Origin of the sequence: Rhodococcus sp. MSC1_016, from assembly GCF_023667485.2 — a bacterium.
Taxonomy (GTDB): domain Bacteria; phylum Actinomycetota; class Actinomycetes; order Mycobacteriales; family Mycobacteriaceae; genus Rhodococcus_F; species Rhodococcus_F oxybenzonivorans.
This window is the reverse complement of the sequence record NZ_JAMOZI020000001.1, coordinates 4,944,034-4,970,855: the sequence shown is the minus strand read 5'-3', so window position 1 is coordinate 4,970,855 and position 26,822 is coordinate 4,944,034. Positions and strand designations below refer to the sequence as shown.

Genomic DNA, 26,822 nt, shown 5'->3' with positions numbered 1-26,822 from the left:
GTGGAAGGTCAGGCGAGGGGAACGCTCGGCTCAGGAGGTGCCGAGGGCGGGCGCGATCGTGCCGGCCCAGGACTCGTGCAGCCGTTCCTGCCAGTAGTTCCAGGTGTGGAGGCCTTCATCGGTGATGCGCGTCTGCACCTTGGCGCCGGCGCGCTGCGCGGCGGGGACGAAGGTCCGGCTGCTCAGACCGGCGGCGGTCTCGAGGGGAACGGTCTGCGAGAACTTCACCGGGTCGAAGTGATCGCTGTCCGGGTCGACGGTGGGATCGCTCGCCGCGCCTGCACCGGAGGAGATGTAGACGGACTTGCCGCGCAGGGCGCCGACGTTGAGCAGCGGGTCGTTGCGAATCCACGCCGGTGACGGCCAGAAGCCCCACATGTTCGATGCGTTGCCGCCCATCTGGGCGACGGAAACCTGAATACCCTGGGCGAAGCCGGGGGAGCTGGCCGTCGGGTATCCGCTGTAGGAGGCGACCGCTTTGTAGAAGTCGGGACGATGGATGGCGAGGTTCAGCGCGGAGGTGCCGCTCATCGACAGACCGGCCACGGCGTTGTTCACCCCGTCGCTGCCGAACTGCGACGCCATCACCGGGGGCAGCTCGTTGGTGAGGAAGGTCTCCCACTTGACGCGGCCGAGCTTGGGATCGTCGCGCTGCCAATCCGAGTAGAAGGTGCCGCCGCCGCCGAACGGAATGACCACGTTGACGTGCTTGCCGGCGAAGAAGCTCTCCACGTCGGTCTCGATCAGCCAGCCGTTGTTGTTGTCCGGCGCCCGCAACCCGTCGAGCAGGTACAGGGTAGGGGCAGGACCACCGCCCGCGGCCTTCAGCACCTTCACGGAAATGTGCTTGTCCATCGAGGGTGAATACACCGAGATCAGGGCCGAGTCGGCATGGGCGATGCCGGCTCCGGTCAAAGCGGATGCGAGGCCCGACGCCAACACTGCGACGAGGCCCACGATCAACGCGCGGGTGCGACGAATCGCCATGGAATTGTCCCTTTATCTCGTACCGACACACACTGCGCCACGAACGATAACAGGAAGATAACTACTCTGCGTATTCAAGAAGGCGTGGATGCGAAGCGGAAAGAACCCCTGTGAACCGCTTTTCAGCAGTTCACAGGGGTTCCTGTGGCGGAGGATAGGGGATTTGAACCCCTGAGGGCGTTAACCCAACCCGCGTTCCAGGCGAGCGCCATAGGCCACTAGGCGAATCCTCCGTGGAGGAGCATACCCAACGACCCCGCCTCGGTGTTAAACGGCCAGGTGAAAGCGCGGTTCTACGCCCAATGCAGCACGGTCAGCGAGTGTTCGGCCAGCGGCACCGACCGGTTGCACGAGGTGTCCGGGTCCGCGACGGCGTCCAGGCCGAAAGTCGTGTCGATCAGGAGGGTGCCCGAGTCGGTGGTGAACTCGAGGATGCACTGGTACTTGCTCTCGGCAAGGGCGCGACCTTCTTTTCCGAGCACCTCGATTATGCGCAGGGGCTTGTCGGGGGCGGCGGTGTCTGTCGTGGTGACCGTGACGGTGTTCAGCGTCTCGGGCCGGCCCCACGTGCAGCTGCGACGCTCGTCGGCCTCGACCGGCGTGCCGTTGCCGACGTCGGCCCTCAGCAACGGGTCCAGCGTTGCCTCGTCGGCCAACGTGCACGGGTCCACCGCATCCCAACGCGCTGCGTCGTCCGAGGTCGGCTCGTCGTCGCCCCCTCCGCACGCCGACAGCGCCGCCACGACGCTGCCGAGTGCCACCGCCCGCGCGGCCCTTCTCCGATACATCCCTCAAATCCCATCGGTCTTTCGGCCCGAGGTGGCCGAATGCGGTGGCGACCGTAGCACCGGGCCCCGGTTCCGGGGTGGATCCCTGCGGCGGTTCGGGGCCGTCTACACTCTGTGGTGGATCCCGCGCGGCGCGCATCCTGTGAACTCCCCCAGGGCCGGAAGGCAGCAAGGGTCAACGGGCTCTGCCGGGTGCGCGGGGTCCCCTATCTTTCGCATACCCGACTCATCACGTCGGTGAAAGGCCGCTCCTGATGCCCAACCAGACCCAGATCGGGTTGATGAGCCATGAGGAACTACTTTCCGAGCACGAGCGTCAAACTGCGAATTATGCGCAGTTGAAGACCGAGAAGCTCACGCTCGATCTCACCCGTGGCAAACCCTCTCCCGAACAGCTGGACCTGTCGGCGGAGCTTCTGACGCTGCCGGGTGACGGCGACTTCCGGGACGGCAACGGCACCGACTGCCGCAACTACGGCGGCCTCGCCGGCCTGCCCGAACTGCGGGCCATCTTCGGCGAGTTGCTTGGCATTCCCGTCGAAAATCTCCTCGCCGGAAACAACGCGAGCCTCGAGATCATGCACGACGCGGTGGTGTTCTCGCTGCTGCACGGAAATCCGGATTCCCCGCGACCGTGGTCGCAGGAGCCCAAGGTCCGGTTTCTCTGCCCGGCGCCCGGATACGATCGCCACTTCGCGATCACCGAGTCCTACGGCATCGAGATGATTCCGGTGCCGATGCGACCGGACGGCCCGGATGCGGACCTCGTCGCCAAGCTTGTGGCAGGAGACCCGCAGATCAAGGGCTTGTGGGCGGTCCCCAACTATTCCAACCCCACCGGTGTCGTGTACTCGGAGGAAGTGGCGCGGACGTTGGCCACGATGCCCACCGCAGCTCCGGATTTCCGGTTGTTCTGGGACAACGCCTACGCGGTGCATCCGCTGTTCGGGGAGACGGCGCCGTCGCTGGACATCCTGGGCATGGCCGCCGAGGCCGGCCACCCGAACCGTCCGCTGGTGTTCGCGTCGACCTCGAAGATCACGTTTGCGGGCGCCGGTGTCAGCTTCTTCGGTGCCTCTACCGAGAACCTGGCGTGGTATCAGAAGTACTTCGGCAAGAAGAGTATCGGTCCCGACAAGCTCAACCAGCTTCGTCACCTGCGATTCTTCGGCAACGCGGACGGTGTCCGGGCGCACATGGAGAAGCACCGTGAGCTCCTCGCACCGAAGTTCGCGTTGGTGCTGAAGATCCTCGAGGACCGTCTGGGGGCGTCGAAGGTGGCGTCGTGGACGGAGCCGAAGGGTGGTTACTTCGTGAGCCTCGACGTCGTGGAGGGCACGGCCAAGCGGGTGATCGCCCTGGCGAAGGAAGCGGGTATCGCGCTCACCGCTGCCGGATCCGCGTTTCCGTACGGCATCGACCCCGAGGACAAGAACATTCGGCTCGCGCCGAGCTTCCCGTCCACCGAGGAGTTGGGCAAGGCGATGAACGGCGTCGCGACCTGCGTTCTCCTCGCGGCCACCGAGGCGCGTCTCGACGGAACGCACCCCTAGTCATTGCTGTACTAGGGGTGCGCCCGGCTACATCCGGGCATTGCGCGCCATCACGAAGCTGTACACACCGTAGGCGGCGATGCCCAGTGCGGCGAGGACGAGAAGCACCTGACCGTACGGCGCCGAGCCGAGGGTTTTGACTGCGCCGTCGAGGCCGGTGGCCTTGGAAGGGTCGGACTTCAGCACGGCCACGATCACGAGGACGCCCGCACCGGCGATCACCAGCCCCTTCGCGACGTACCCGATGACGCCGAGCGGCTCCACGAGCTTCGAGGGCTGCCCTTTCAGATCGTCGCAGAAATTCTTCGACGCCCCCTTGTAGATGTGATACCCGCCGATCGCGATGGCCACCAGCGCGACCACGATGAGAAGTGCCTTGCCTGCCCCGGACTCCATGAGCCGAGCGCTGAGTCCCGCATTCTGCTGACCGCTCGACTTCCCGGCGCCGCGGGCGAACTGGACCGCAGAGAAGGCGAAAGCGAAGTAGACCAAGGCCAAGCCGAACGCCTTCGCGCGGTCCATCAACGACGGACCTTCCGGATCACCCTGCGATCCCTCGGTGACATGCGGTCCGAGCACGGTCTCGGCCAGCCGCCACAGAGCCATTGCGACGAACGCCACCGCGGCTACCCACAGGACGAACCGGCCACCCGGTTTGGAAGCGAGAGTGCCCAGCGCCCCGGACTGGTCGGCGTCGCCACCGCTTCCGAACGCCAGCTGAATGATGATGTACGCAACGAGGAGATGGACGAATCCGCTCATCACGTGGCCGGCGCGGGCAACCCGTTCGAACGTGGTGCTGTCTGTCGCCCGATCGACTGCTCCACTGAATCCGCTGGCTCGGTTGGCTTCGTTCTGGGCCATCGGGTGTCCTTCGGGTCGCGCGAATGGACCGTAGTCCCTGGAACCTAGAGGTACCCGGCAACGGCCGCGCCGACACGCGGTGTGGTCAGCGGCGTGGAGGCTGCGTCCCGGATTGGGGTGCGCCGGGATCGATGGTGAGGTCGTCGGTGTCGGCGAAAACCAGGCGTCCGTCGTCGAGGGCGATGGCCCATCGATGCACAGGCGCCCATTCGTGCCCACGTTCGACGTCGGTCAACGCGGCGTAGTCCTCGATGACATGACCGGTCTGTGCCTCCTCGGACTGCCGGCGTACTAGCACCCGCACACCCACAGCGACGTTTGCGGGCGCCGGTTTCTTCTCGCTCGTGTTTTCGGGCATTGTCCTCACCCTCTCGCTCGGCGGATACCTCGGATCATATGCACATTTCCGCATGAGCGACGCTGTCTGTCGAGACGCGGGACGGTCCGGTTCACGGAAATACCCCCGCAGTCTCGAGGGTCTGCGGGGGTATCCCCATAAAGTCATACCGGGTCAGGCCATTCAGCGACCGCGCCCGGCGAGCGTTTACTCGGCGAGTTTCGCGACTGCCTGCGCCCAGAGAAAGTACTTGTTGGTACCCAGGTCGGCGACGGTCTTGATGTTGAACGCCGCCGCGAGATGTTCGGCGTCGGACTCGCTCACCCCCTCGAGCGCGGCGACCGGGGCCTGTGCGAGTTCCTCGATCGGAAGGGTTTCGTAGGCCTTGTCGAACTTCGACGCTATACCTGCCATGTGCTGACCTCCACTACTCGTTTTGGTTCCATGGTTGAGGCCGCGCACCCTTGCGTTGCGCCGACCCGTAGGCCAGTTAATCGTGCTCCCACACACGAGCGCACGGTTTTGGGCACGGCGAGTCGTCCACCGGCCCCAGTCGACGGTTGCGCGTCGGCCACCTTTCCGGCGCAGTCACGGCTCGATCAGCCCGGCGCGGATCGCGTAACGAGTCAACGCGAGTCGGTCCCGCAGTCCGAGCTTCTGCAGAATGTTCGCGCGGTGCCGGTCGACTGTCTTGGCACTGATGCTCAAGGTGTTCGCGATCTCCCGGGTGGTGTCGCCCTCCGCGATCAGTTTCAGAATTTCCTCCTCACGGGGCGTCAAAATGGTGGCCGGCAGTGATTCTCCGGTCCGGTCCCGGTGGAGGTAGTCGCGGATGAGGGCGGTCACCGCACCGGGGTAGAGGAATGGCTCCCCTCGCAGGGTGGCCCTGCAGGCCTCGAGGAGGTCGCGGTCGGCCACAGATTTGAGCACGTAACCGGACGCGCCGGCCTTGAGTGCTTCGAAGAAGTACTGCTCGTTGTCGTACATCGACAAAATGAGGATCCGAACCTGCGGGTGGGACCGGTTGATCTCTCGCGCTCCTTGCAGCCCCGTCATCCGGGGCATCGCGATGTCCAGAATCGCAAGGTCGACCAGGGTGTCGTCGAGCGCACCGATTGCCTCATAACCATTTGCGGCCTCGACCACCACCTGGAGGTCCGGCTCGGCATCGAGGATCATCCGCAGACCGCTCCGCACCATCGCATGATCGTCGGCGAGCAGTATGCGAGCACCTCGACAATTCATCGCACGCTCGATTCCACGCGCAAGGGGACGACCAGCCGAACCTTCGTGCCCTCACCGGACGGCGAGTCGATGCCGAGCGTGGCGCCGACCAGCAGGGCACGTTCGCGCATCCCCTTGATCCCTGCCCCGTCGGCGACGACGCCGCCCTTGCCGTCGTCCACGATGCACAACGTCAGGTGATCGTCGGCGACGTGCAGGTCCAGGTGCACTTCCTGGGCCCCGGCGTGGCGGGCGATATTGGTCAAGGCCTCCTGCGCGACGCGGTAGCAGACCAGCTCGATGTTCGGATTCAGGCGGGCGAGCCTGGGGTAGATGTGTCTGACGACATCAATCCGCGTCGCCTGCGTGAACTCACTGCACAGGGCGTTGAGTGCGCTGTGCAGTCCGAGGTCCTCGAGCACGTCGGGGCGCAACCGGCTGGCGATGCCCCGGACCTCGTCGAGGCTGGCGCGCACCGCCTCCTGGGCGTGGTGAAGGTCGCCGCGCAGCTCGATCGGCGCCTTGTCGACCGCGCGTTTGAGGGCGAGTAGAGCCACGGTGAGGCTTTGGCCGATCTCATCGTGCAGCTCCCGCGCAATCCGCGCTCGCTCACCTTCCTGCGCTGCGAGTGCCGACCCGGTCGCCGAACTCCGTTCGGTTTCGAGCCGGTCCAGCATGGCGTTGAACGAGGCGATGAGATCGTGCAGATCGCCGTTCCCGCGATCGTCGAGGCGGTCGCTACGGTGTGGCGGATCCACCCGGCTCATCGAGCGGGCGAGGTTGTCCAACGGGGCGAGGCTCGAGCGCAACAGAAACGCGTTGGCAGCGAGGATCACAGCCAGCCCCACCACGAGCACCGGTATCTCGGTCAACCTGATGCGGGCCGACACCGTCGCCGGTGACAGCGCGAGCGCGAGGGTTCCGAGGGTGAAGACCAGTCCGTTGATCACGAAGAGTCGCCGGAACAGCGCCCCGGCGGGTGTCCGTGTCCGCCCCCGACACCTGCTCACGACCGATACGCGACGGTTCACCCCACCAGAGTGACCGCACAACGACGGCATTGTCCATACATGTCATTCACCCACAGAAATGGGTGTCGCGGCCGATTGTGGCGGGATCGGTAGTCGGAGAACACTCGAGACCATCTCCAGCAGGGAGGCGTTATGCACATCAATCGGACGACGATCGCGCATCGACTCGCCGCGGTGGAACGACAGGTCCGCGAACTGATTCGAGAACGAGGACGATGATGATGACGACCACTCCAGCCTGCACGCAACGGAACGAAGCCATGCAAGCACACGAGATCGCGGTGAGCCCACCCACCGTTCGGACGAATGATCCGGTGTCGAATGCGGTCCGGCTCATGGTCGTCAACCGGCTGCCGGGGCTGATCGTCGTCGACGACGCGGACCGTCCGATCGCCGTTCTACCGGGTACACAGGTGCTGCGGCTCGCCATTCCCGAGTCGTATCAGGACGACCCCGCGCTGGTCCGCACCATCGACGAAATGCACGCCGACCTGTTCTGGCGGGAGGCCGGCCGGCTGACCGTCGGTGACTGCCTGCCCAATCCCATTGCCAAGCCGACCAGTGTGCCTCCGGAGGCGACGCTGCTCGAGATCGCCACCGTCATGGCGAAGAAGCACAGCCCCCTGATTGCCGTGGTGGACCAGACCGGCAAGCTGGTCGGCGCGGTAACGCTGGAGCGGCTTTTGACCAGCCTGGCGGTCGCCGGGCCCGGTGACTGATCCCGAACCAGCAGACCCGGTCGCGACGACAGGTTGAGCGATGGCCCCCGTACTCGCATTGTTGATCTTCGTCGGGTCTCTCTGGTTCATCGCGACCGAGCGTGCACACAAGGTCAAAACGGTCCTCGTCGCCGCGGCCCTGATGGCCGTGCTCGGGCTGATTCCCGGCGAGCAGGTGTTCTACTCCGAGCACGAAGGGATCGCCTGGAACGTCATCTTCCTTCTACTCGGGATGATGATCATCGTCGGCGTCATCAAACAAACCGGCGTGTTCGACTACCTCGGGATCTGGGCGGCGAAACGTTCCCGCGGCAAACCCTTCCGGCTCATGGTCATGCTGATGTTGATCACGGCCATCGCATCGCCGGTCCTCGACAACGTCACCATCATCATGCTCATTGCACCGGTGACCATCGTCGTGTGCGCGCGCCTGCGCATCGCCCCGCAGCCCTATCTGATCGCCGAAGTGCTCGCCTCGAACATCGGCGGCGCCGCCACCTTGATCGGAGACCCGCCGAACATCATCATCGGAAGCCGGGCAGGCCTCACGTTCAACGACTTTCTCATTCACATGGCTCCTGCCGTGATCGTGATCTTTGCCCTGTTCGTGGTTTCCACCAGGGTGCTGTTCCGCTCCGCGCTACACACCGACGAGGTGCAGGTGGGTCAGGTGATGGCGCTGAAGGAACGACGCGCGATCAAAGACACTCGGCTGCTGATGCGGTCGCTGGCGGTGCTCGGTCTCGTCATCATCGGATTCGGGCTGCACTCGGTGCTGCATGTCGAGCCGTCGATCGTTGCTCTCGTCGGGGCCGGCGCAATGCTGGTGGTGACCGATATCGACGTGGCCGAAGTACTGCCCGAAGTGGACTGGGCGACCCTGGTCTTCTTCATCGGATTGTTCGTGATGGTCGCCGGCCTGGTGCACACCGGCATTGTCGAAGCCGTCGGCACTGCCGCCGTCTCAGCGTTCGGCGACAACTATTTTTCGGCTGCCACCTCGCTGATCTTCGGATCCGCGATCCTCGGCGCGTTCATCGACAACATCCCCTACACCCGCGACAATGGCCCCCGTCGTCGAGGGCATGGCCGGTCAGGCGCCGGACGCCGAAACCGGCCGTGCGCTGTGGTGGGCCTTCGCTCTCGGCGCATGCTTCGGCGGCAACGGCACGGCAGTCGCCGCCAGTGCCAACGTCGTCGCTATCGGTATTGCGCACCGCGCAGGGCATCCCATCACCTTCTGGCATTTCACCAAGTACGGAATAATCGTCACCCTGCTGAGTACCACCCTGGCATGGGGGTACGTGTGGCTCCGCTACTTCTGACCACGGGGGCGCACGCCAGCCTGGAGTAGGGGCAACCTCAAACCCTACGCGCGAGTAATGCAGTGCTGTGGACAACTCTGTGGACAACTCTTGTATCGAACCTGTTGACTCCCGGCCGAATGGGCGTGGTGGCAGGATCGACCTCATGGCACGCACGTTGAATCTCGTCGGTGATCCGGAGGCGGACGCTCTTCTGGCGAGTGACCCCCTTGCCCTGCTGATCGGAATGCTGCTCGATCAGCAGGTTCCGATGGAGACGGCGTTCGCGGGCCCGAAGAAGCTTGCGGATCGTCTCGGCGGGCTCGAGGTGCATCGCATCGCGGAGATGGATCCGGAAGAATTCGCCGCCGTCTGTGCACAGACTCCCGCGGTGCATCGGTTCCCCGGTTCCATGGCCACGCGCATCCAGTCGCTGTGCGCGTTTCTCGTCGAGAACTACGACGGCAGCGTCGAAGCGCTGTGGACCGACGGCGATCCGGACGGCAAAGAGGTTCTGAAACGGTTGAAGGCGCTGCCCGGCTACGGCGACCAGAAGGCGCGGATCTTCCTGGCACTGCTCGGCAAGCAGATCGGGGTGGAACCCCAGGGCTGGCGGGAAGCCGCCGGTGACTACGGTACGGACGGTTCCCGCCGGTCGATCGCAGACGTCGTCGACGAGAAGAGTCTGCACGAGGTCCGGGAGTTCAAGAAGGCCGCCAAGGCCGAGGCGAAGAAGGAAGCCGCCGCGAAGAAGAAGTAGCCGCTACTCGGAATCCTTCCGTTCCTCGTCCAGGTGGCGACGGCGTTCGCTCTCGTGCATCCACGGGAACACACTGTTGCCCTGGCCGCCGCCGACAGGTCCGTGGCCGAGGACGCCGTGCTCGTACGCCGATTCGGCGTGCAGGGCCAGGTCGATTCCCGAGGATTCGTCCTCCGCACTCACCCGGAACCCGAAGGCGCGGTCGATGAGCTTGCCCAGCGCGTAGGTGACACCGAAGGCGTAGAGGGCGACGACGACCACGGCTACTACCTGCTTGCCGAGTTGCGCGAACCCGCCGCCGTACAAGAGGCCCTCCGCACCGCCAGTCATCACTTCGGTGGCGAGCAGGCCGATCAGGATCGTGCCGACGATGCCGCCGACCAAGTGGACGCCCACCACGTCGAGGGAGTCGTCGTAGCCGAGGCGGAACTTCCATCCGACGGCGAACGAACAGACCACACCGGCGACCGCCCCGACGACGGACGCGCCGAGCATGCTCACCGTTCCGCACGAGGGCGTGATCGCGACCAGGCCGGCGACGACACCGGACGCGGCGCCGAATGTGGTGGGGTGTCCGTCTCGCTTCTGTTCCACGAGGAGCCAGCCGAGCAGGCCGGTGCAGCCGGCGACGAGGGTGTTGAGGAAGATTGCGGCCGCGGTGCCGTCGGCGGCGAGGGCGGAGCCTGCGTTGAAGCCGAACCAGCCGAACCACAGCAGCCCAACACCCAGCAGCACCAGGGGCAGGTTGTGCGGGCGCATCGATTCCGAGCGGAAGCCGAGGCGCGGGCCCAGAACCAGGGCCAACGCGAGGCCGGACGCGCCGGAGACGATCTCGACGACCAGCCCGCCCGCGTAGTCGAGGGCGCCGAACTGCGCGATCCAGCCCTCCGGGTTCCACACCCAGTGGGCGACGGGCGCATACACGAGAAGGGCCCAGATCGGGACGAAAACCATCCATGCCGAGAACTTGGCGCGGTCGGCGATCGCTCCGCTGATCAGCGCGGCGGTGATGATGGCGAACGTCAGCTGGAACGTCGCGAACAGGATCTCGGGAACCTGCCCGTGAACCGTGGTGGGGTCGATGCCCACCATCCCCAGATGCTCGAAGCCGCCGATCAGGCCGCCGCCGATGTCGTCACCGAAGATCAGGGAGTACCCCGCCACCAGCCATGCCACGGTGACCAGGGCGATCGACACGAAACTCATCATGATCATGTTCAGGACACCGGTGGATCTCACCATCCCGCCGTAGAACAGGGCGAGACCCGGGGTCATCAACAGGACCAGCGCGGTACTGATCAGCAGCCAGGCGGTTGCTCCGGCGTCGATTGCAGGCACGACATTCTCCTCACACGCTCGGACGGAACCGTGCGCGGAAAGTCACGATGACCGTGACCCGTTTCAGGTGTGCTGCCGACGCGTTGCGAACGTGTTACGCAATTCACTCATTCGACGAGTCCCGGGTGTGAAGTGACTGGTGTGACGACGACCGATCGGGCATGGCTGTGGACCCGACCACCCGCACCTGACCTGTCGGGGTCCGCCGGTAGTCTTTCCGCGTGGCCCTGTACCGGAAGTACCGACCCGCATCCTTCGCCGAGGTGGTGGGGCAGGAGCACGTCACCGAACCACTGAGCACCGCACTCGATGCCGGACGGATCAACCACGCCTATCTGTTCTCCGGTCCTCGTGGCTGCGGCAAGACGTCCTCTGCCCGCATCCTCGCGCGCTCGCTCAACTGCGTCGAAGGCCCGACGTCCACCCCGTGTGGTCAGTGCCCCTCCTGTGTGGCTCTGGGACCGGGCGGTTCCGGCAACCTCGACGTCACCGAACTCGACGCCGCCAGCCACGGTGGTGTCGACGACACGCGTGAGCTGCGCGACCGCGCGTTCTACGCACCCGCGGAGTCGCGGTACCGGGTGTTCATCGTGGACGAGGCCCACATGGTCACGACGGCCGGATTCAATGCCCTCCTCAAGATCGTCGAGGAACCGCCGGAGCACCTCATCTTCATCTTCGCCACCACCGAGCCGGACAAGGTGCTGCCGACCATTCGTTCGCGTACTCACCACTATCCGTTCCGGCTACTGGCGCCGTCGACCATGCGTGGACTGCTCGAGAAGATTTGCCGGCAGGAAAACGTTCCGGTGGCGGATCCCGTATATCCGCTGGTCATCCGTGCGGGCGGCGGTTCCCCGCGAGACTCGCTGAGCATCCTCGACCAGTTGCTGGCCGGTGCGGGCGACGACGGGGTGACCTACCCGCGTGCGCTTGCGCTCCTCGGTGTCACCGACGTGGCACTCATCGACGACGCAGTCGACGCACTGGCCACCGGTGACGGCGCTGCACTGTTCGGAACCGTGGATCGTGTCATCGACGCCGGCCACGATCCGCGGCGGTTCGCCGTCGACCTGCTCGAGCGTCTGCGTGACCTGATCCTCATGCAGGCGGTGCCGGACGCCGCCGAGCGCGGCCTGGTCGACGCACCCGGCGATGTGCTCGAGCACATGCGCGCACAGGTGAAGCGGATCGGACCGGCAACGCTCACCCGATACGCGGAGGTGATCCACGCCGGACTCGGCGAAATGCGCGGCGCCACTGCACCGCGTCTGTTGCTCGAAGTGATGTGCGCCCGCATGCTTCTGCCGTCGGCGTCCGACGCGGAGTCCGCGGTATTGCAGCGGCTCGAGCGAGTCGAACGGGGACTGCCCCCGGCCGGTGCGGCACCGGCGACTGCGGCGGCCGGACATCCGGCCCAGGCGCCCGCGGCGCCGAACACTTCCACGGCAGATCCTGCGGCGCAAGCCAATTCGTCCCCGCAGCCCGAACTCAAGTTCCAGCGGCCCTCGATGATGACGGCCGAGACAGTGCCTGCGCCATCCGAACCCGAACCGGCGCCACACCCGGTTCCGAAGCCCGAGCCGGCGCCCGAGCCTGCCCCCGTGCCGGAGCCGACACCTGAGCCCGCCCCGGTTCCGGCGCCCGAGCCTGCTCCCGTGCCGGAGCCGACGCCGGAGCCCGCCCCGGTTCCGGCGCCCGAGCCTGCTCCCGTGCCGGAGCCGACACCCGAGCCCGCCCCGGTTCCGGCGCCCGAACCGGCTCCCGTCCCCGAGCCGGAACCGACGCCGCAACCGGTAACCGAACCTGATGCGGCCCCGGCTCGCGAGGTCGCGGCGCAACCGGACGCGTCCGGCGGCCCCGACGTCGCTGCGTTGCGAGAGGCATGGAACAGCCTGCGCGAGAAGGTGAGCCAGCGGAACAAGATTCTTCCGGCGATGCTGTCGGCGGCGACGGTGCACGACGTGCAGGGCAATCGCTTGATCCTCGCGCATCCCGTTCCCAATCTGGGCGCACGCATCGCCTCACCCCACAACGCGCAGGTCATCGCGGAGGTGCTCGCCGAGATATTCGGCGGCGACTGGGAAGTGGAGTATCAGGCGGGCGCCCCGGCACCCCCGCCGCCGCCGGTCACGAAGGTCACCTCGGCACCTACCCGGCCGGCCGGCACACCGCGATTCTCGCGGCCCAGCCAGGACAAGACCGCGCAGCGTGCAACTTCACCATCGTCGGAGCCGCGAGCTGCAGGCGCAGAAACCGCCCGGCCGCAGCCTCGTTCGTCGTCCGTACCGGACGACGACATTCCGCCGCCGGAGGCACCCGACTATCCCGACGATCCTGCACCCCCGATCGACTACGAATCCGCGACCCCTCCTGTCACCACCCCGGAAGACGAAGAGGAGATGTTCGCCGAGGCGGCGGAACCCGCTGATCCGTCCACACGTCGTGACCCGGAAGTCGTGGCGTTCGAATTGCTCAAGGACATGCTCGGGGCGAAGAAACTCGAGGGCTGATCGTCCCGCCGGTTCGGGACTCCGGCCCCTGGTGCCCGGGACGCAGGGTAACCGATTCTCTTTCCATGAGCACAGTGAATGTTCCTGAAGGCGTGCAGAACGAGGTCCCGGCGGCTGCACGACGTGGCCGGTGGTGGGCGTATGTCGGAATTCTCGCGGGGGCGGCCGGCATTCTCGGCATCCAGGCGAGCATGTCGATCGACGCGGTCTATGCGGAGTCGTCGGCAGGCGACGCGGTAGCGATCATGAACCACCTCGCCGGACAGCGAACCAGCATCCTCGTGATGCACGTGTCCATCATGACCACGGCGCTGCTCCTGCTCGTCTTCGCAGCCGGGTTGGCTCAACGGCTGCGGGCGGCGCTACCCACGGACAGCATTCTCCCGTCGGTTGCGGCGTTCGGGCTGGTCCTGACGTCGGCGGCGTGCCTGCTGGGGACCGGCCTGACGACGGAGCTGGTGTTCGGCCTCGGTGAGACGGATCAGCTGGTGCCGGAGTTCGCGGTGATCGGAGCCCACTGGATGGGCACGATCCCGTGGTTGTGGGCGGGCGCGGGCGTCAGCGCGCTGGCGGTGGCTGCCGCGCTGCTACGCGGACACGCCGGGCCCCGGTGGATCGGCTGGGTCAGTCTGGTCCTCGGTCTGGTGACTGCCCTCATCGGCGTGTCACCCCTGCAGTACATGGCCGGGTTCACCGGACCGCTGTGGGTGTTGGTCAGTGCGGTGGGATTCGCGTTCGCACCCTCCCCGCGTGAGTGATACTCGTTCGCACGATGAGCGAGACGAGGGCATGTCGAATGATCGAGGGGTCGGCGGGTACCGGCGGTGCGCCGGTACCCGCCGCAGTCATGGCGGTGTCGTCGTGGGTGCTGGTCGTTCTGTCCGTTGTGGCGTTCGTCGGCGCAGACCCGGGCATCGATTCGAACCAGCTGTTCTTCTTGGTAGATGTCGTCGGCGCTGCGGTGTACGGGACCGTGGGCGGGGTCGTCCTCGCTCGGCGTGTGCACCCGGTACCGATCCTCCTCGGCCTCACCGCGATCGGAGTGGGCGTCGCCGCGCTGAGCTACAGCTACTCGCAGCTCGCGCTGGTCCGTCCCGGGCTTCCGGGAGTCGTTGTGCTGGAACCGCTGCAGAACACGGCGTGGATTCCGGGCACACTCAGCCTCTTCCTTATCGTCCCGTGGCTGATCCGCGACCATCCGCTGGGGCCGATCGCGAAGGCAGGAGTCGTGGCGGGTGTCGGCGCGACCGCGTGGTACTTCTGGTCGCGGACCTTCACCGACATTGCACCGATCTGGGTGCTTCTTCCCGTCCTCGTCGTCGGGGCGCTTGCGTCGGCGGATTGTGGTTGGCGGTGGCGACACGGTCCGCAGGCCGAGCGGGTAGGTCTCGGATGGATGTGTCTGGGCACCGGTCTGATGACGGCCGCGTACATTCCTCTCGCGCTGCCGGCGTCGCTACCCGGGCTGTGGGTGCTCAATCCATTGGTGCACCTCGCCGTGCAGGCGTTCTACCCGGTCGCGATTCTGGTGTGCGTTCTGCGGCAGCACATGTGGGGGATGAACCTGGCGGTCAGCCGTGCGACGGTGGCCGGGACGCTCACCGTCCTACTGCTGGTGTTGTACGTCGTGGTGGCGACGCTCGTGTCGGCGCTGCTCCCCGCGGGTGAATCGGTGGGTGCGCAGGTGGTGGCGGCGGGAGTCGTCGCTGTCGCTGTGCAGCCCGCGCGGTTGTGGCTCCAGCGGCGAGTGCACCACCTGGTGTACGGCGAGGGCGCAGATCCGGCCCGAGCGGTCCGCACACTGGGGCGGCGATTCGGCAGTGCCGAGTCACCAGAGGAACTACTCGCGGAACTCGCCGCCGGTGTGGGTGTCGCGTTGCGACTCGAATCGGTATCCATTCGCCGTGGCAGCGGTGTTGCCGCAGTGTGGGGTCACGCGACGGGACCCACAGAGTCGGTGGAGTTGGTACATCATGGAGCGGTGTTCGGCACGATGATCGTCACCGCCCCTCCCGGGGAGACGCTCGGTTCGCGGACGCGCAGATCGCTCACCGAGCTGTCTGCCGTGGTCACTGCGGGCCTCGTGGTCATGCAGTCGGCCGACGACCTGCGGGAGGCCCGGCGGCAGCTGGCGTCGGTTCGCCTCGAGGAGCGCCAGATGATCCGCCGTGAACTGCACGACGGCCTGGGACCGTCGCTGGCAGGCATCCGACTCGGCCTGCAAGGGGCCCGGAACCTGCTCACCAGCGATCCCGATTCGGCAGCGGCGCTCATCGATTCGCTGCAGGGGGAACTCGACCACCAGGTCGAGGGTGTCCGGCAGCTGTCCCGCAGCATGTTTCCGCCGGTGCTCGACGAACTCGGCCTTCTCCCCGCTCTGCAAGAATTGGCGGAAACACACTCCCGCAGTGGTTTCACGCTGCACATTCGAGCAGACCCGCCGGCCGGTCTCGGTACGCAGATCAGCGCCGCTGCGTACGGAATCATCGTCGAGGCCGTGACCAACGCACGACGGCACAGTGGCGCCGACGGTTGCCGTGTCGACGCCACACTCGGTCAGGATCCGGAAGCCGGCGACGTCCTCGAAGTGATGATCCGGGACGACGGCTGTGGGTTCGATCCCACGGGAGGTGCCGGGGTGGGGACCCGGTCGATGCGTGAGCGCGCCCGCGAACTCGGCGGCACCCTCGACGTCGAATCGGGGAGTCCGACAGGCACAGTGGTCACCGCCCGGCTACCGTTGTCACCACTATGAGCGCGAGTATTGCCAGTCCTTCACCCTCGCCCATCCGGGTCGTCGTCGTCGACGATCACCCGGTGTTCCGGCTCGGAATGGTGGCGCTGCTCTCGACACTCGACGGCATGGAGGTGGCTGCTCAGGCCAGCTCCGTCGCCGAAGCGCTCGACGTCGTCGACGCCGAAGTCGATGTGGTGCTCATGGACCTCGAACTCGGTGACGGGTCGGGCGTGGACGCCACCCGCCGGTTGGTCCAGGCGTATCCGGCGTTGCGGGTGCTCGTGGTCACGATGCACGAGGACGACGAGTCGCTCGTCGCTTCGGTGCGTGCCGGGGCGAGGGGTTATCTCGTCAAGGGCGCCGATCCCGCCGAAGTGGAACGTGCTGTGCGAGCCGTCGCGAACGGCGAAATGATCTTGGGCGCCGCGGTCGCCGCCCGGGCGATGACCTTCATGGCGGCCTCACACCGGGTGCGCTCGACGGTGTTTCCCGAGTTGACCGACCGGGAACGTGAGGTTTTGGACCTCGTGGCTCGCGGGCACGACAACGCGAGCATCTCCCGGCGACTGGTGCTGAGCCCGAAGACCGTGCGCAACCATGTGTCAAATGTGCTGGCCAAGCTCGGTGTGCCGGACCGTTCCGCCGCCATCGTGCGCGCGCGGGACGCCGGGCTCGGACTCGATGCGTGAGTGTGGCAGCTAGACGGCCGCGGTGGACGTCGTCGGCACGAATCTGAACCCGGGGCCGGAGTCGTCCGTGTTCGTGGGACTCGGCCCGGGCCCGGGGCGGGAGGCGCGGACGTCGGGAATCCGGCGAGGAGACGAGACGAGTGGCGGGGTGTCGCGCCACACCGGATCTGCTTCCTGCAGTTCGAGTGCCGTCGAGATCAGCGACTCCTCGGCCCACGGGAGACCACCGAGTTGCACGCCGAACGGAATGCCGGTGGCGGCGGACCGGCCGGCGGGAACGCAGATCACGGGTGCCCCGGTGTAATTGGCCCAGAAGTAGTTTTCCCTGGCGCCGGCGAACACGCTCGTATCAGCCAGTGTGTCGCGGCGGATTCCGTCGGTCAGGGCCCCGGGTCGCAGAACCCCGTCCAAGGCGTGCTCGGCGAACATGCGGTTGTACTCGTGCTGGTAACGCCGTCGTTCGCGTTCGAGCGAGAAGTAGTCTGCCACCGGCACGCCGAGACTCGCGACAGCCGCAGCCGCGGCAACAGCCGAATCCGGCCTGTACGACGGGAGCCGATCGACGAACTGCTGGTGGTACAAACCGAATTCGGCCAGGTCACCGGTGAGAAGTCCGGTGGGAACCGTCGGCATCCGGACGTCGACGATCACCCCGCCGAGACGACGGATCAGGTCGAGAAATGCCGAGAACAACACTCCCACAGACTCGGGCAGCTCCTCGGTTGCCGTGCTCGGCAGGCCGAAGCGTATGCCGGACAACGGCTGTGGGCCGCCTACGGCGGAGAGTGGGTACCCGTTCGCGGGTACGTCGGGTCCCACCGACGTGCTGGGGTCGTCGACGTCGACGCCCGCCATGTAACTGAGCAGAAGGGACGCGTCGGCGACACTGCGCCCCATCGGTCCGGTGTGATCACGCGTCCACGTCAGCGGGATCACCCCGCTGGTGCTGCACCGGCCGAACGTCGGCTTGATGGCGGTGATCCCGCACGCGCTCGCGGGGATGCGCAATGATCCGCCGGTGTCCGTCCCGACAGCGCACGGAGTGAACCGGGCGGCGAGTGCGGCGGCACTGCCGCCCGAGGAACCGCCCGGCGAGTACTCGGTGCCCCAGGGGTTGCCGACCTGGGGTGTGGCGGTCCCGATAGCGAACTCATGCGTGTGCAGGTGTCCCATGAGGACCATTCCCGCATCGCGGAGCCGCCGCCATACGCCCGAATCGCCGGCGGCGATGTTGCCGGCGAGGGCGCCGCTCGACGCCGTCAGCGGCAACCCGGCCACGGCGAAGACATCTTTCATGCCGATCGGCAATCCGCAGACGAGTGGTGCCGATCCGGTAGCCAGTCGCTGCGCTGCCAGGTCAGCCGCGGCGTATGCCTGCTCCGAATAGATCCGGATCCACGCCTCGACCGAGCCGTCGTGTTCCGCGCTGCGAGCGAGGCACGCGTCGAGCAGATCCCGCGGGTGCAGGGCACGCGACTGCAGAAGAGTCGCCGCCTCGATCGCACTCAGCAGAGCGGGGTCGGTCTCCGTGACGGACGTCGGCGGCGGAAGACGCCGACGGGCCGAGGCGGATCGGCCGCCGAACCCGGCTGCAGTCACGGCGCCCACCGCCGCGGCCCCGAAGAGACGTCGCCGGGACAGCGGGGTCGGCACGAGGGGTCTCTTCTCTTGTCGCGGGACTGCGGGCGCGCGTCATTACAGCACGAAATTGTTGCCTCGGCGCGATGAGAAGGGGAGCCGTGATCGCCTGGGTCACGATCCTGGATCGCTTCGGTCCTTCCTCCGGTTTTGCAACAGGTTCTAAGGTGAAGTTGACGGGGTATGCCCCGCGCAGAGCGCCGTGTGCACTGTCGGCGTCGACGCAGATAAGGAAGGAACACCCGAAGTGACCACAGAGGCATTCATTTATGAAGCCATCCGCACCCCGCGTGGCCGCGGAAAGAAGACCGGTTCGCTCCATTCGGTCAAGCCGATCTCGCTGGTCACCGGCCTGATCGACGAGCTCCGCGTCCGCTTCCCCGACCTCGACGAGGACCGCATCTCGGATCTGATCCTCGGTGTCGTCACCCCGGTGGGCGACCAGGGCATGGACATTGCACGCATCGCCGTCAACGACGCCGGGCTGCCCGACACCGTTGGTGGTGTCCAGCTCAACCGGTTCTGCGCGTCGGGCCTCGAGGCCGTCAACACCGCCGCCCAGAAGGTGCGGTCGGGCTGGGACGAACTGGTGATCGCCGGTGGCGTCGAATCGATGTCCCGCGTGCCGATGGGCTCCGACGGCGGACCGTGGGCACTCGACCCGGCCACCAACTACGACAACTACTTCGTGCCGCAGGGTGTGGGCGCCGACCTGATCGCCACCATCGAGGGCTTCTCCCGCGAAGACGTTGACGCGTACGCCGTCCGCTCGCAGGATCTCGCCGCGAAGGCGTGGGCGGGCGGGTACTTCACCAAGTCCGTCGTCCCGGTGAAGGACATCAACGGCATCACCGTCCTCGACCACGACGAGCACATGCGTCCCGGCACCACGGTGGAGAATCTCGCCGGCCTCAACCCGTCGTTCGCCGGTGTCGGTGAGATGGGCGGCTTCGACGCGGTGTCGCTGCAGAAGTACCACTGGGTCGAGAAGATCAACCACGTCCACCACGGGGGTAACAGCTCCGGCATCGTCGACGGCGCCGCGCTGGTGCTCGTCGGGTCGGAGCAGGCCGGCAAGGACATGGGTCTGCGGCCGCGTGCCCGCGTCGTCGCCACCGCCACCTCCGGCGCCGACTCCACGATCATGCTCACCGGTCCGACCCCGGCGTCTAAGAAGGTCCTCGCCGCAGCCGGACTGACCGTCGACGACATCGACCTGTTCGAGATCAACGAGGCGTTCGCATCGGTGGTGCTGAAGTTCCAGAAGGACCTGAAGATTCCCGACGAGAAGCTCAACGTCAACGGTGGTGCCATCGCGATGGGTCACCCGCTGGGTGCTACGGGGGCCATGATCACCGGCACCATGCTCGACGAACTCGAGCGGCGGAACGCCCGGTACGCCCTCATCACCTTGTGTATCGGCGGCGGTATGGGTGTCGCCACCATCATCGAGCGCGTCTGACGCCCGGATCAACAGGAGACTTGAAGCAGTGAGCGAGCAGAACATCATCAACTGGGAGCAGGACGCCGACGGCATCGTCGTGCTCACCATCGACGACCCCAACCAGGGTGCTAACACCATGAACGACGCCTACATCTCCTCGATGAAGGCGACCGTCGACCGCCTCGTCGACGAGAAGGACTCCATCACGGGCGTCGTCATCACGTCCGGCAAGAAGACCTTCTTCGCCGGCGGCGACCTGAAGAACATGATCAAGGTCGGGCCCGAGAACGCCCAGGAAATCTACGACCACAGCGTCGCGATCAAGTCGGACCTGCGTCGCCTCGAAACCCTCGGCAAGCCCGTCGTCGCCGCAATCAACGGTGCCGCACTCGGCGGCGGACTCGAGATCGCCCTCGCCACCCACCACCGCATCGCCGCGGACGTGAAGGGCGTCAAGATCGGCCTCCCCGAGGTGACCCTCGGCCTGCTGCCCGGTGGTGGCGGAGTCGTGCGCACGGTCCGGATGCTCGGTCTGCAGAACGCGCTCATGCAGGTTCTGCTGCAGGGTCAGCAGCGTGGACCGGTCCAGGCCAAGGAGGTCGGACTGATCGACGAGGTCGTATCCTCCGTCGAGGAACTGGTACCCGCTGCGAAGGCGTGGATCAAGGCCAACCCAGAGGGCGGCGTGCAGCCGTGGGACAAGAAGGGCTACCGAATTCCGGGCGGAACCCCGTCCACCCCCGCGTTCGCCGCCAACCTGCCCGCCTTCCCCGCGAACCTGCGCAAGCAGCTCAAGGGCGCCCCCATGCCCGCGCCGCGCGCGATCATGGCGGCCGCTGTCGAGGGCTCGCAGGTCGACATAGACAACGCGCTGCTCATCGAGGCGCGGTACTTCACGTCGCTGGTCACCGGCCAGGTCGCGAAGAACATGATCCAGGCCTTCTTCTTCGACCTGCAGGCCATCAACTCCGGGGCCTCGCGTCCCGAAGGCATCGAGAAGACCCCGATCACCAAGGTCGGTGTACTCGGCGCCGGAATGATGGGCGCTGGCATCGCCTACGTGTCCGCGAAGGCCGGCTTCGACGTCGTCCTGAAGGACGTCAGCATCGAGGCCGCGAACAAGGGCAAGGCGTACTCCGAGGGCATCGAGGCCAAGGCGCTGTCGCGTGGCAAGACCACCGAGGAGAAGTCGAAGGCGTTGCTCGACCGGATCAAGCCGACCGCCGACCCGGCCGACTTCGCCGGTGTCGACTTCGTCGTCGAGGCCGTGTTCGAGAGCCAGGAACTCAAGCACAAGGTGTTCCAGGAGATCGAAGACATCGTCGACCCGAATGCGCTGCTCGGCTCCAACACTTCGACCCTGCCGATCACCGGCCTGGCCACGGGTGTGAAGCGGCAGGAAGACTTCATCGGCATCCACTTCTTCTCACCCGTCGACAAGATGCCGCTCGTGGAGATCATCCGCGGCGAGAAGACGTCCGACGAGGCCCTCGCCCGCGTCTTCGACTACGTGCAGGCCATCCGCAAGACACCGATCGTCGTCAACGACTCGCGCGGCTTCTTCACCTCACGCGTCATCGGCACGTTCATCAACGAGGCCATCGCCATGCTCGCCGAGGGCATCGAACCGGCCACCATCGAGCAGGCAGGTCTGCAGGCCGGCTACCCCGCCGCGCCGCTCCAGCTGTCGGACGAGCTGAACCTCACGCTGATGCAGAAGATCCGCAAGGAAACCGCGGAAGCTGCAAAGGCCGAAGGCAAGGAACTGCCCGCCGATCCGGCAGGCGACGTCATCAACACGATGGTCGACAAATTCGACCGCAAGGGCAAGCTCGGCGGCGCCGGCTTCTACGACTACACCGACGGCAAGCGCACCGGCCTGTGGCCCGGCCTGCGGGAGAACTTCGGTTCCAAGGAACTCGACGTCCCGTTCCAGGACCTCATCGAACGCATGCTGTTCATCGAGGCCATCGAAACCCAGAAGTGCTTCGACGAGGGTGTTCTCATGACCACCGCCGACGCCAACATCGGCTCCATCATGGGTATCGGCTTCCCTGCCTGGACCGGCGGTGTGTCGCAGTACATCCAGGGCTACACAGGCGGCCAGGCCGGCTTCGTCAAGCGCGCTGAAGAACTCGCCGCCAAGTACGGTGAGCGCTTCACCCCGCCGGCGTCGCTGAAGTAGGCGGCTCCGCCGCCCGTGCGCCTTTTTGGTAGCTGGGACTACCAAAAAGGCGCACGGGGCGGGTTATCCACAACCTGGCGGTTATCCACAGGCGACGTGGATAACCGCGTTTTTGTCGGGTCGGCGTCGTATACCCGGCACACGATGTGCCGCATGACCGACATCGATCTCACCGATTTTCAGCGACTTGTCGACACCCAGTTCGGGATTGTCACGCGACCCCAGCTTGAGCCGTTCGGCTTCTCTCGCGGCCGTGTTCGCCATCTTCTCGACTCCGGGCAGTGGCGCCGTGTTCTGCAAGGCGTCTACGCCATCACTAACGGCCCACTCACCCGAGACATGCTCCTGTCCGCCGCAGTGCTCTACGGAGGTGGCCACTCGATGCTCAGTCATGCGACGGCAGCCGAGGAGTGGGGGATGGCTCTTCCCTGCGACGGCGAGCCGATCCACATCACGGTGCCGTACGGCAAATCGTCGCGGTGCCAAAGCCACACGGGCATGCGGCCCTCGAGGAAGCCCGGCAATCCGATCGCTCTGTCCTCAACGCTGCATCCGGGCGTCGTCGTCCATAGGTCCCGCGCGCACGATTACATCGCGGTCGACACCGACCCGCCTCGGACAAGTCGCGCCGACACTGCGCTGGACCTTGCGATCGCCGAACCCACGGCACGGGACGCCTACACCCGGCTCATCGCTCTCGTGACCAATGGCCGGATCCCTCTGCGCGACATCCGACGACGTATGGAGGAGCGACGGCCACGCCGATACCGCAAGGCACTCGCGGACGCGGTGCGACTCCTGGCCGACGGCGTCCAGTCGATCCTCGAGTACCGCTACGCCACCGACGTCGAGGATGCGCACGGTTTGCCGCGCGCCCGACGGCAGTCGCCGGTGGTTGTGGACGGACGCACCCTGTTCGAGGACTGTGATTACTCCGATCACGGTGTGCCGCTCATCGTGCGACTCGACGGTCGCCGTGCACACGCCATGGCGGAGGTCGCCTTCCGGGATCGTCGACGCGACAACGCAGCAGAACTGCAGGGAAGGCCGCGGCTTGTCTACGGGTTCGACGAGGTGACGAAGAGTGCGTGCGTGGTGGCCCGCGAAGTGGAGACCGTCCTGGTGCGTGAGGGGTGGGTGAGGTCCGGCGAGAGGCCCTGCCGGGCTTGTGCGCCTTTCTGGTTGCTCTAGCTACCAAAAAGGCGCACGGGCGGCGGAGCCGCCTAGGACCACCACGGGCGGAGCGGGACATGCGCTTCACCCTTCGGCCCGAGCTTGACTGCGAGGACCTGGTGCAGCTGCACGACGTTGCGTTCGAACCCGAGACGCGACCCGGCCATGTAGAGGCCCCACACGCGTGCGGTTCCTTCGCCCACGTCGGCGACGCAGGCGTCCCAGTTGTCGACGAGGTTCTGACACCACCCGGCGAGGGTGAGTGCGTAGTGTTCGCGCAGGTTCTCCTCGTGCCGGACTTCGAGGCCCACGTTCTGGATCTCGGAGATGATGCGTCCGGAGCCGGTGAGTTCGCCGTCGGGGAAGACGTACCGGTCGATGAAGCCACCGGCGCGCGCCTGACTGCGATTGTCGGGACGGGTGATGCAGTGGTTGAGAAGCCGCCCGCCCTCCCGCAGTTTGTCTTTCAGCAGGGTGAAGTAGGCAGGATAGTTGCCGACGCCGATGTGCTCGGTGAGGCCGATCGACGAGATGGCGTCGAAGCCGGTTTCGGGCACGTCCCGGTAGTCGGAGAACCGGACTTCGGCAAGGTCGGACAGGCCCTCTTCGGCGATGGCTTTCTGCGCCCACTCGGCTTGCTCGCGCGACAGGGTGGCGCCGATGACTTTGACGCCGCGCCGGGCCGCATATCGAACCATCGAACCCCAGCCGCACCCGATGTCGAGCAGCCGGTCACCGGGCTGGAGGCCGAGCTTCTCGAACACCAGCCGGTACTTGTTGTCCTGCGCTTCTTCCAGGGTCTGCTCGGTGTTCTCGTAGCACGCGCACGTGTACGTCATGGAGGGACCGAGGACGTACTCGTAGAAGGTGTTCGAGACGTCGTAATGGTGGTGGATCACTTCAGCGTCGCGCGCCTTGGAGTGCCGCAGGCCTTCGGCGACGCGACGCCACCGCGGGAGATGCTCCTGCGGGGGAGGGGCGATGGGCCGTAGGAGGTCCCAACCGAGCGAACGGGTGATGGCCGCGAGCGTCAGCGCCGACGGACGACGGAAATGCAGTTCGTCACCCATAACCCGGAGAATTTCGTAGGGGTCGCCGGGGTGGACGCCGCGTGCTTCGAGGTCGCCGGACACGTAGGCCCGGGCCATCCCGAGATCACCGGGTGCGGTTGCAAGGTAGGTGGTTCCGCGGGTGGACTTGAGGTGCAGGCCGTAGGGCGCATCCTCGGGTCCGGCGGCACTGCCGTCGTATGCGGTGAACCGCAACGGGAGCATGCCGTCGGAGAGAGTCTCGAGAATCTCCGCGATGGTCAGCTTCCGGTCTTGTGTGCGGGGAGCTTTCAGAGTTGTCATCGACGTTGCACCGCCTTGGAGAAGAGGTCCAGTAACCGGGAATCGGGATCGTAGTGCTTTTTCAGTTCGGTGTATCGATCGCCGCCGTAGTAGAGGCGCTCGAAATCCGCTCGTGAGTAATAGGAATCAGAGTAGAGGGACTTGTGTCCGTCGAAGTCACTGACCTTGTCCTCGATGAGCCGGTTGGCCGCCCCCTCGGGCTCTCCGGGCCGGATGGGCACCGACGACCAGAAGCCGATGTTCACATAGGTGCGTTTCGGTTCGAGAGGATAGAGAGGCCACGGTCGCTGCGACGACGCTCCGGCGGGCGCAGGCTCACGCAAGCGCAACGGGCACAACCACAACGGTTCGATGGGGATCTCGTCGAGAAACCATCGAACGAAGTCGGCGGTGCGCTCGATGGGTACTTCCACGTCCTGCACGACCCGCTCACGTGGGGGATTGCCCTTCCGCTTCTCGAGACGGTCACCGATGTCGTACTTGTGGTCGAGCGCGATGAGCTTCCAGTAGAAGCTGCTACGGAGAAGCTTTTTCGGCCACAACCTGCGGATCGTCGGGTTCTGGGCGCCGAACGCACGCGAGCACCAGAACCAGTCGGTATCCCACCGCCACAAGTAATCTCGGGTGGTCAATTTGTCCGTTTTGGGATGGTTCACCGAAGCGTGCTGAATGGACCGGTAGAAGATGTTGCGACCGGTGTAATCGCTGACCGCACCGCCCTCGTCGGTCTGGTTGCCCAGCGTCAGATAGCTTTCGGATGCGGTGAACACCACGCCGTCCACGTAGTCGACGGGGATTCCGTCGTAGGTCCGGTCGCCGACGATCCGGTCCATCGTCGACTGCAGCTCGTCGAGTGAGTCGAAACGCAGGTGTCGCAGTGCCACATACCGTTTGACGGGCTCGAGCTGGATCCGCAGGCGGGTCGAATATCCCAGTGTGCCGTACGAATTGGGGAAACCCCAGAACAGATCGGAGTGCCGGCCCTCCGGCGTGGCGGTGATGATGTCGCCGCTGCCGGTCAGAACATCGATCTCGAGCACGGACTCGTGGGGCAGACCGTTGCGGAACGACGTCGACTCGATCCCGAGCCCGGTTACCGCGCCCCCCAGTGTGATTGTCTTGAGCTGCGGAACCACCAGCGGTGCCAGCCCGTACGGCAGGGTGGCGTCCACGAGGTCCTCGTACGTGCACATCCCCGCGACATCTGCTGTCTGCGCCTGCGGATCGACGGAGATGACCCCGCCGAGGCCGGAGACGTCGAGTCCTGGGGCGGTGGTGTGTGCGCGAGCCCGAAACAGATTGGACGTCTTCTTGGCGAGTCGTACGTCGGCGTCCGAGGGGATCGCGCGGTACGACGCGAGTAACCGTTCGACACCGGCGCGGTGAGCATCGATCCCGGTCAGGGGCGATGTGCGATGCGCACGGGAGGGGCGTCCACCCTCCCGCATGCTTTTCAGTAGTTCAACCGAAGAGGCAGCCACACCCTGACGCTATCCCTCTCCGGGGATTGAAGCCACGCATATCGCCGCGGCGGGCCGAAGATTCACACAAATGTCTCACCAACGCGCGGGTCGTGACAGCGATCCGGTGACCTAGCTCACAATCGATTGCTGCGCCGTCACCGATGTCCGCATTCGAGAGGCAGGATGGTGAGGGAAGATGCCGTACGAACCGTACTAGAGGAGTCAAACAGTGGGCCAGGTCAGCGCGAGCAGTTCGATTACCGTCGCAGCCACGCCGGAAAAGGTGCTTGCGGCCTTGTCGGACTACGAGACGGTGCGTCCCCGCATCCTGTCGGAGCACTACCGGGACTACCGCGTTCTCGAAGGCGGGCAGGGCACCGGCACCGTGGCGCAGTGGACGTTGAAGGCCACCGAGAAGCGGTCGCGTGACATCAAGGCGACCGTCACCGTGGCAGGCGACACGATCACGGAGACGGATGCCAATTCCTCGCTCGTCACCACCTGGGTGGTCGCACCGAGCGGGTCCGGCTCGACCGTCACGACCACCACGCAATGGAAGGGTGCGGGCGGCATCGGCGGCTTCTTCGAGAAGACCTTCGCCCCGCTGGGCCTGAAGAAGATCCAGGCAACGGTACTCGCCAACCTGGAGCGTGAACTCGCCTGACCGTCCCTTCCTGCCCGGCGCCTGCCGGGCAGGGGGATGAGGCCGCCGTGCGCGCTGTC

The 26,822-nt window shown here is 66.0% G+C and carries 22 protein-coding genes, 1 tRNA gene, 1 other RNA gene and 1 pseudogene; 13 read left to right on the top strand and 12 right to left on the bottom strand.

Features of this window, described 5'->3' with window-relative positions; translation table 11 throughout:
* Positions 1-30: 30 nt before the first annotated feature.
* The 3 genes from L1080_RS23050 to L1080_RS23040 all read right to left on the bottom strand — a co-directional run bounded on the left by L1080_RS23050 (position 31) and on the right by L1080_RS23040 (position 1,775).
* Complete coding sequence (locus L1080_RS23050) at positions 31-987, bottom strand: alpha/beta hydrolase (protein WP_250765368.1); 957 nt, start codon at positions 985-987, stop codon at positions 31-33.
* A 145-nt stretch (positions 988-1,132) separates the two neighbouring features.
* Positions 1,133-1,220: transfer RNA gene (locus tag L1080_RS23045), tRNA-Ser, on the bottom strand.
* Positions 1,221-1,280: 60 nt separating this feature from the next.
* Entirely contained in the window at positions 1,281-1,775 is a 495-nt protein-coding gene (locus L1080_RS23040) for a hypothetical protein (protein WP_250765365.1), read from the bottom strand.
* A 116-nt stretch (positions 1,776-1,891) separates the two neighbouring features.
* Here L1080_RS23040 and ffs point away from each other — a divergent pair.
* Positions 1,892-1,986, top strand: an RNA gene (gene ffs, locus L1080_RS23035) — signal recognition particle sRNA small type.
* Positions 1,987-2,029: 43 nt separating this feature from the next.
* Positions 2,030-3,328: an aminotransferase class I/II-fold pyridoxal phosphate-dependent enzyme gene (locus tag L1080_RS23030; protein ID WP_159918902.1), complete on the top strand. Its 1,299-nt coding sequence runs from the start codon at positions 2,030-2,032 to the stop codon at positions 3,326-3,328.
* 27 nt (positions 3,329-3,355) lie between these two features.
* On the opposite strand, the gene L1080_RS23025 is transcribed toward L1080_RS23030, so the two are convergent.
* The 5 genes from L1080_RS23025 to L1080_RS23005 all read right to left on the bottom strand — a co-directional run bounded on the left by L1080_RS23025 (position 3,356) and on the right by L1080_RS23005 (position 6,814).
* Positions 3,356-4,192 carry a DUF1206 domain-containing protein gene (locus L1080_RS23025; protein WP_159918903.1) on the bottom strand — a complete coding sequence of 279 codons (837 nt, stop codon included), beginning with the start codon at positions 4,190-4,192 and terminating at the stop codon, positions 3,356-3,358.
* Positions 4,193-4,277: 85 nt separating this feature from the next.
* Positions 4,278-4,550, bottom strand: a complete 273-nt coding sequence (locus tag L1080_RS23020; protein WP_159918904.1) for a hypothetical protein — start codon at positions 4,548-4,550, stop codon at positions 4,278-4,280.
* A gap of 186 nt (positions 4,551-4,736) precedes the next feature.
* Positions 4,737-4,943, bottom strand: a complete 207-nt coding sequence (locus L1080_RS23015; RefSeq protein ID WP_159918905.1) for a hypothetical protein — start codon at positions 4,941-4,943, stop codon at positions 4,737-4,739.
* Positions 4,944-5,117: 174 nt separating this feature from the next.
* On the bottom strand, positions 5,118-5,774 hold the full coding sequence (locus L1080_RS23010) for a response regulator (protein ID WP_250765362.1): 657 nt from the start codon (positions 5,772-5,774) through the stop codon (positions 5,118-5,120).
* On the bottom strand, positions 5,771-6,814 hold the full coding sequence (locus L1080_RS23005; RefSeq protein ID WP_284707343.1) for a sensor histidine kinase: 1,044 nt from the start codon (positions 6,812-6,814) through the stop codon (positions 5,771-5,773). The genes L1080_RS23010 and L1080_RS23005 overlap by 4 nt, the downstream gene beginning before the upstream one ends.
* 191 nt (positions 6,815-7,005) lie before the next feature.
* Here L1080_RS23005 and L1080_RS23000 point away from each other — a divergent pair, with 191 nt between their 5' ends.
* From L1080_RS23000 to L1080_RS22990, 3 genes and pseudogenes are all read left to right on the top strand, one after another.
* A complete protein-coding gene (locus L1080_RS23000) occupies positions 7,006-7,503 on the top strand; it encodes a CBS domain-containing protein (RefSeq protein WP_236603359.1) in 498 nt (165 codons plus the stop codon).
* Positions 7,504-7,543: 40 nt separating this feature from the next.
* A pseudogene (locus L1080_RS22995) lies at positions 7,544-8,828 on the top strand (ArsB/NhaD family transporter).
* Between the two features lie 145 nt (positions 8,829-8,973).
* The gene (locus L1080_RS22990) at positions 8,974-9,567 is read left to right on the top strand and encodes an HhH-GPD-type base excision DNA repair protein (RefSeq protein WP_159918909.1); all 594 of its coding nucleotides are present in this window, start codon (positions 8,974-8,976) and stop codon (positions 9,565-9,567) included.
* 3 nt (positions 9,568-9,570) lie between these two features.
* Here L1080_RS22990 and L1080_RS22985 read toward each other — a convergent pair whose 3' ends face one another.
* Entirely contained in the window at positions 9,571-10,905 is a 1,335-nt protein-coding gene (locus tag L1080_RS22985) for an ammonium transporter (protein WP_250765358.1), read from the bottom strand.
* Between the two features lie 221 nt (positions 10,906-11,126).
* On the opposite strand from L1080_RS22985, the gene L1080_RS22980 reads away from it, so the two are divergent.
* The 4 genes from L1080_RS22980 to L1080_RS22965 all read left to right on the top strand — a co-directional run bounded on the left by L1080_RS22980 (position 11,127) and on the right by L1080_RS22965 (position 16,844).
* The gene (locus L1080_RS22980) at positions 11,127-13,418 is read left to right on the top strand and encodes a DNA polymerase III subunit gamma and tau (RefSeq protein WP_159918911.1); all 2,292 of its coding nucleotides are present in this window, start codon (positions 11,127-11,129) and stop codon (positions 13,416-13,418) included.
* A gap of 65 nt (positions 13,419-13,483) precedes the next feature.
* A complete protein-coding gene (locus L1080_RS22975) occupies positions 13,484-14,176 on the top strand; it encodes a hypothetical protein (RefSeq protein ID WP_159918912.1) in 693 nt (230 codons plus the stop codon).
* Positions 14,177-14,214: 38 nt separating this feature from the next.
* Positions 14,215-16,173, top strand: coding sequence for a sensor histidine kinase (locus L1080_RS22970; protein WP_250766516.1), 1,959 nt, complete (start codon positions 14,215-14,217; stop codon positions 16,171-16,173).
* On the top strand, positions 16,170-16,844 hold the full coding sequence (locus L1080_RS22965; protein ID WP_250765356.1) for a response regulator: 675 nt from the start codon (positions 16,170-16,172) through the stop codon (positions 16,842-16,844). The genes L1080_RS22970 and L1080_RS22965 overlap by 4 nt, the downstream gene beginning before the upstream one ends.
* 9 nt (positions 16,845-16,853) lie before the next feature.
* Here the strand turns inward: L1080_RS22965 and L1080_RS22960 are convergent, their stop codons facing one another.
* Positions 16,854-18,497, bottom strand: coding sequence for an amidase (locus L1080_RS22960; RefSeq protein WP_250765354.1), 1,644 nt, complete (start codon positions 18,495-18,497; stop codon positions 16,854-16,856).
* A 232-nt stretch (positions 18,498-18,729) separates the two neighbouring features.
* Between L1080_RS22960 and L1080_RS22955 the strand changes: the two genes are divergently transcribed.
* From L1080_RS22955 to L1080_RS22945, 3 genes are all read left to right on the top strand, one after another.
* Positions 18,730-19,944 (top strand): acetyl-CoA C-acetyltransferase, encoded by a 1,215-nt coding sequence (locus tag L1080_RS22955; protein ID WP_159918915.1) that lies wholly within the window; start codon positions 18,730-18,732, stop codon positions 19,942-19,944.
* A 28-nt stretch (positions 19,945-19,972) separates the two neighbouring features.
* A complete protein-coding gene (locus tag L1080_RS22950; RefSeq protein WP_250765352.1) occupies positions 19,973-22,111 on the top strand; it encodes a 3-hydroxyacyl-CoA dehydrogenase NAD-binding domain-containing protein in 2,139 nt (712 codons plus the stop codon).
* Positions 22,112-22,264: 153 nt separating this feature from the next.
* Positions 22,265-23,302, top strand: coding sequence for a type IV toxin-antitoxin system AbiEi family antitoxin domain-containing protein (locus L1080_RS22945; RefSeq protein WP_159918918.1), 1,038 nt, complete (start codon positions 22,265-22,267; stop codon positions 23,300-23,302).
* Positions 23,303-23,334: 32 nt separating this feature from the next.
* On the opposite strand, the gene L1080_RS22940 is transcribed toward L1080_RS22945, so the two are convergent.
* Complete coding sequence (locus L1080_RS22940) at positions 23,335-24,636, bottom strand: class I SAM-dependent methyltransferase (RefSeq protein WP_109326246.1); 1,302 nt, start codon at positions 24,634-24,636, stop codon at positions 23,335-23,337.
* On the bottom strand, positions 24,633-26,084 hold the full coding sequence (locus tag L1080_RS22935) for an FAD-binding oxidoreductase (protein ID WP_159926819.1): 1,452 nt from the start codon (positions 26,082-26,084) through the stop codon (positions 24,633-24,635). Before L1080_RS22935 ends, L1080_RS22940 begins: the two co-directional genes overlap by 4 nt.
* A 244-nt stretch (positions 26,085-26,328) precedes the next feature.
* Here L1080_RS22935 and L1080_RS22930 point away from each other — a divergent pair, with 244 nt between their 5' ends.
* Positions 26,329-26,763 carry an SRPBCC family protein gene (locus L1080_RS22930; protein WP_159918919.1) on the top strand — a complete coding sequence of 145 codons (435 nt, stop codon included), beginning with the start codon at positions 26,329-26,331 and terminating at the stop codon, positions 26,761-26,763.
* Positions 26,764-26,822: the final 59 nt, after the last annotated feature.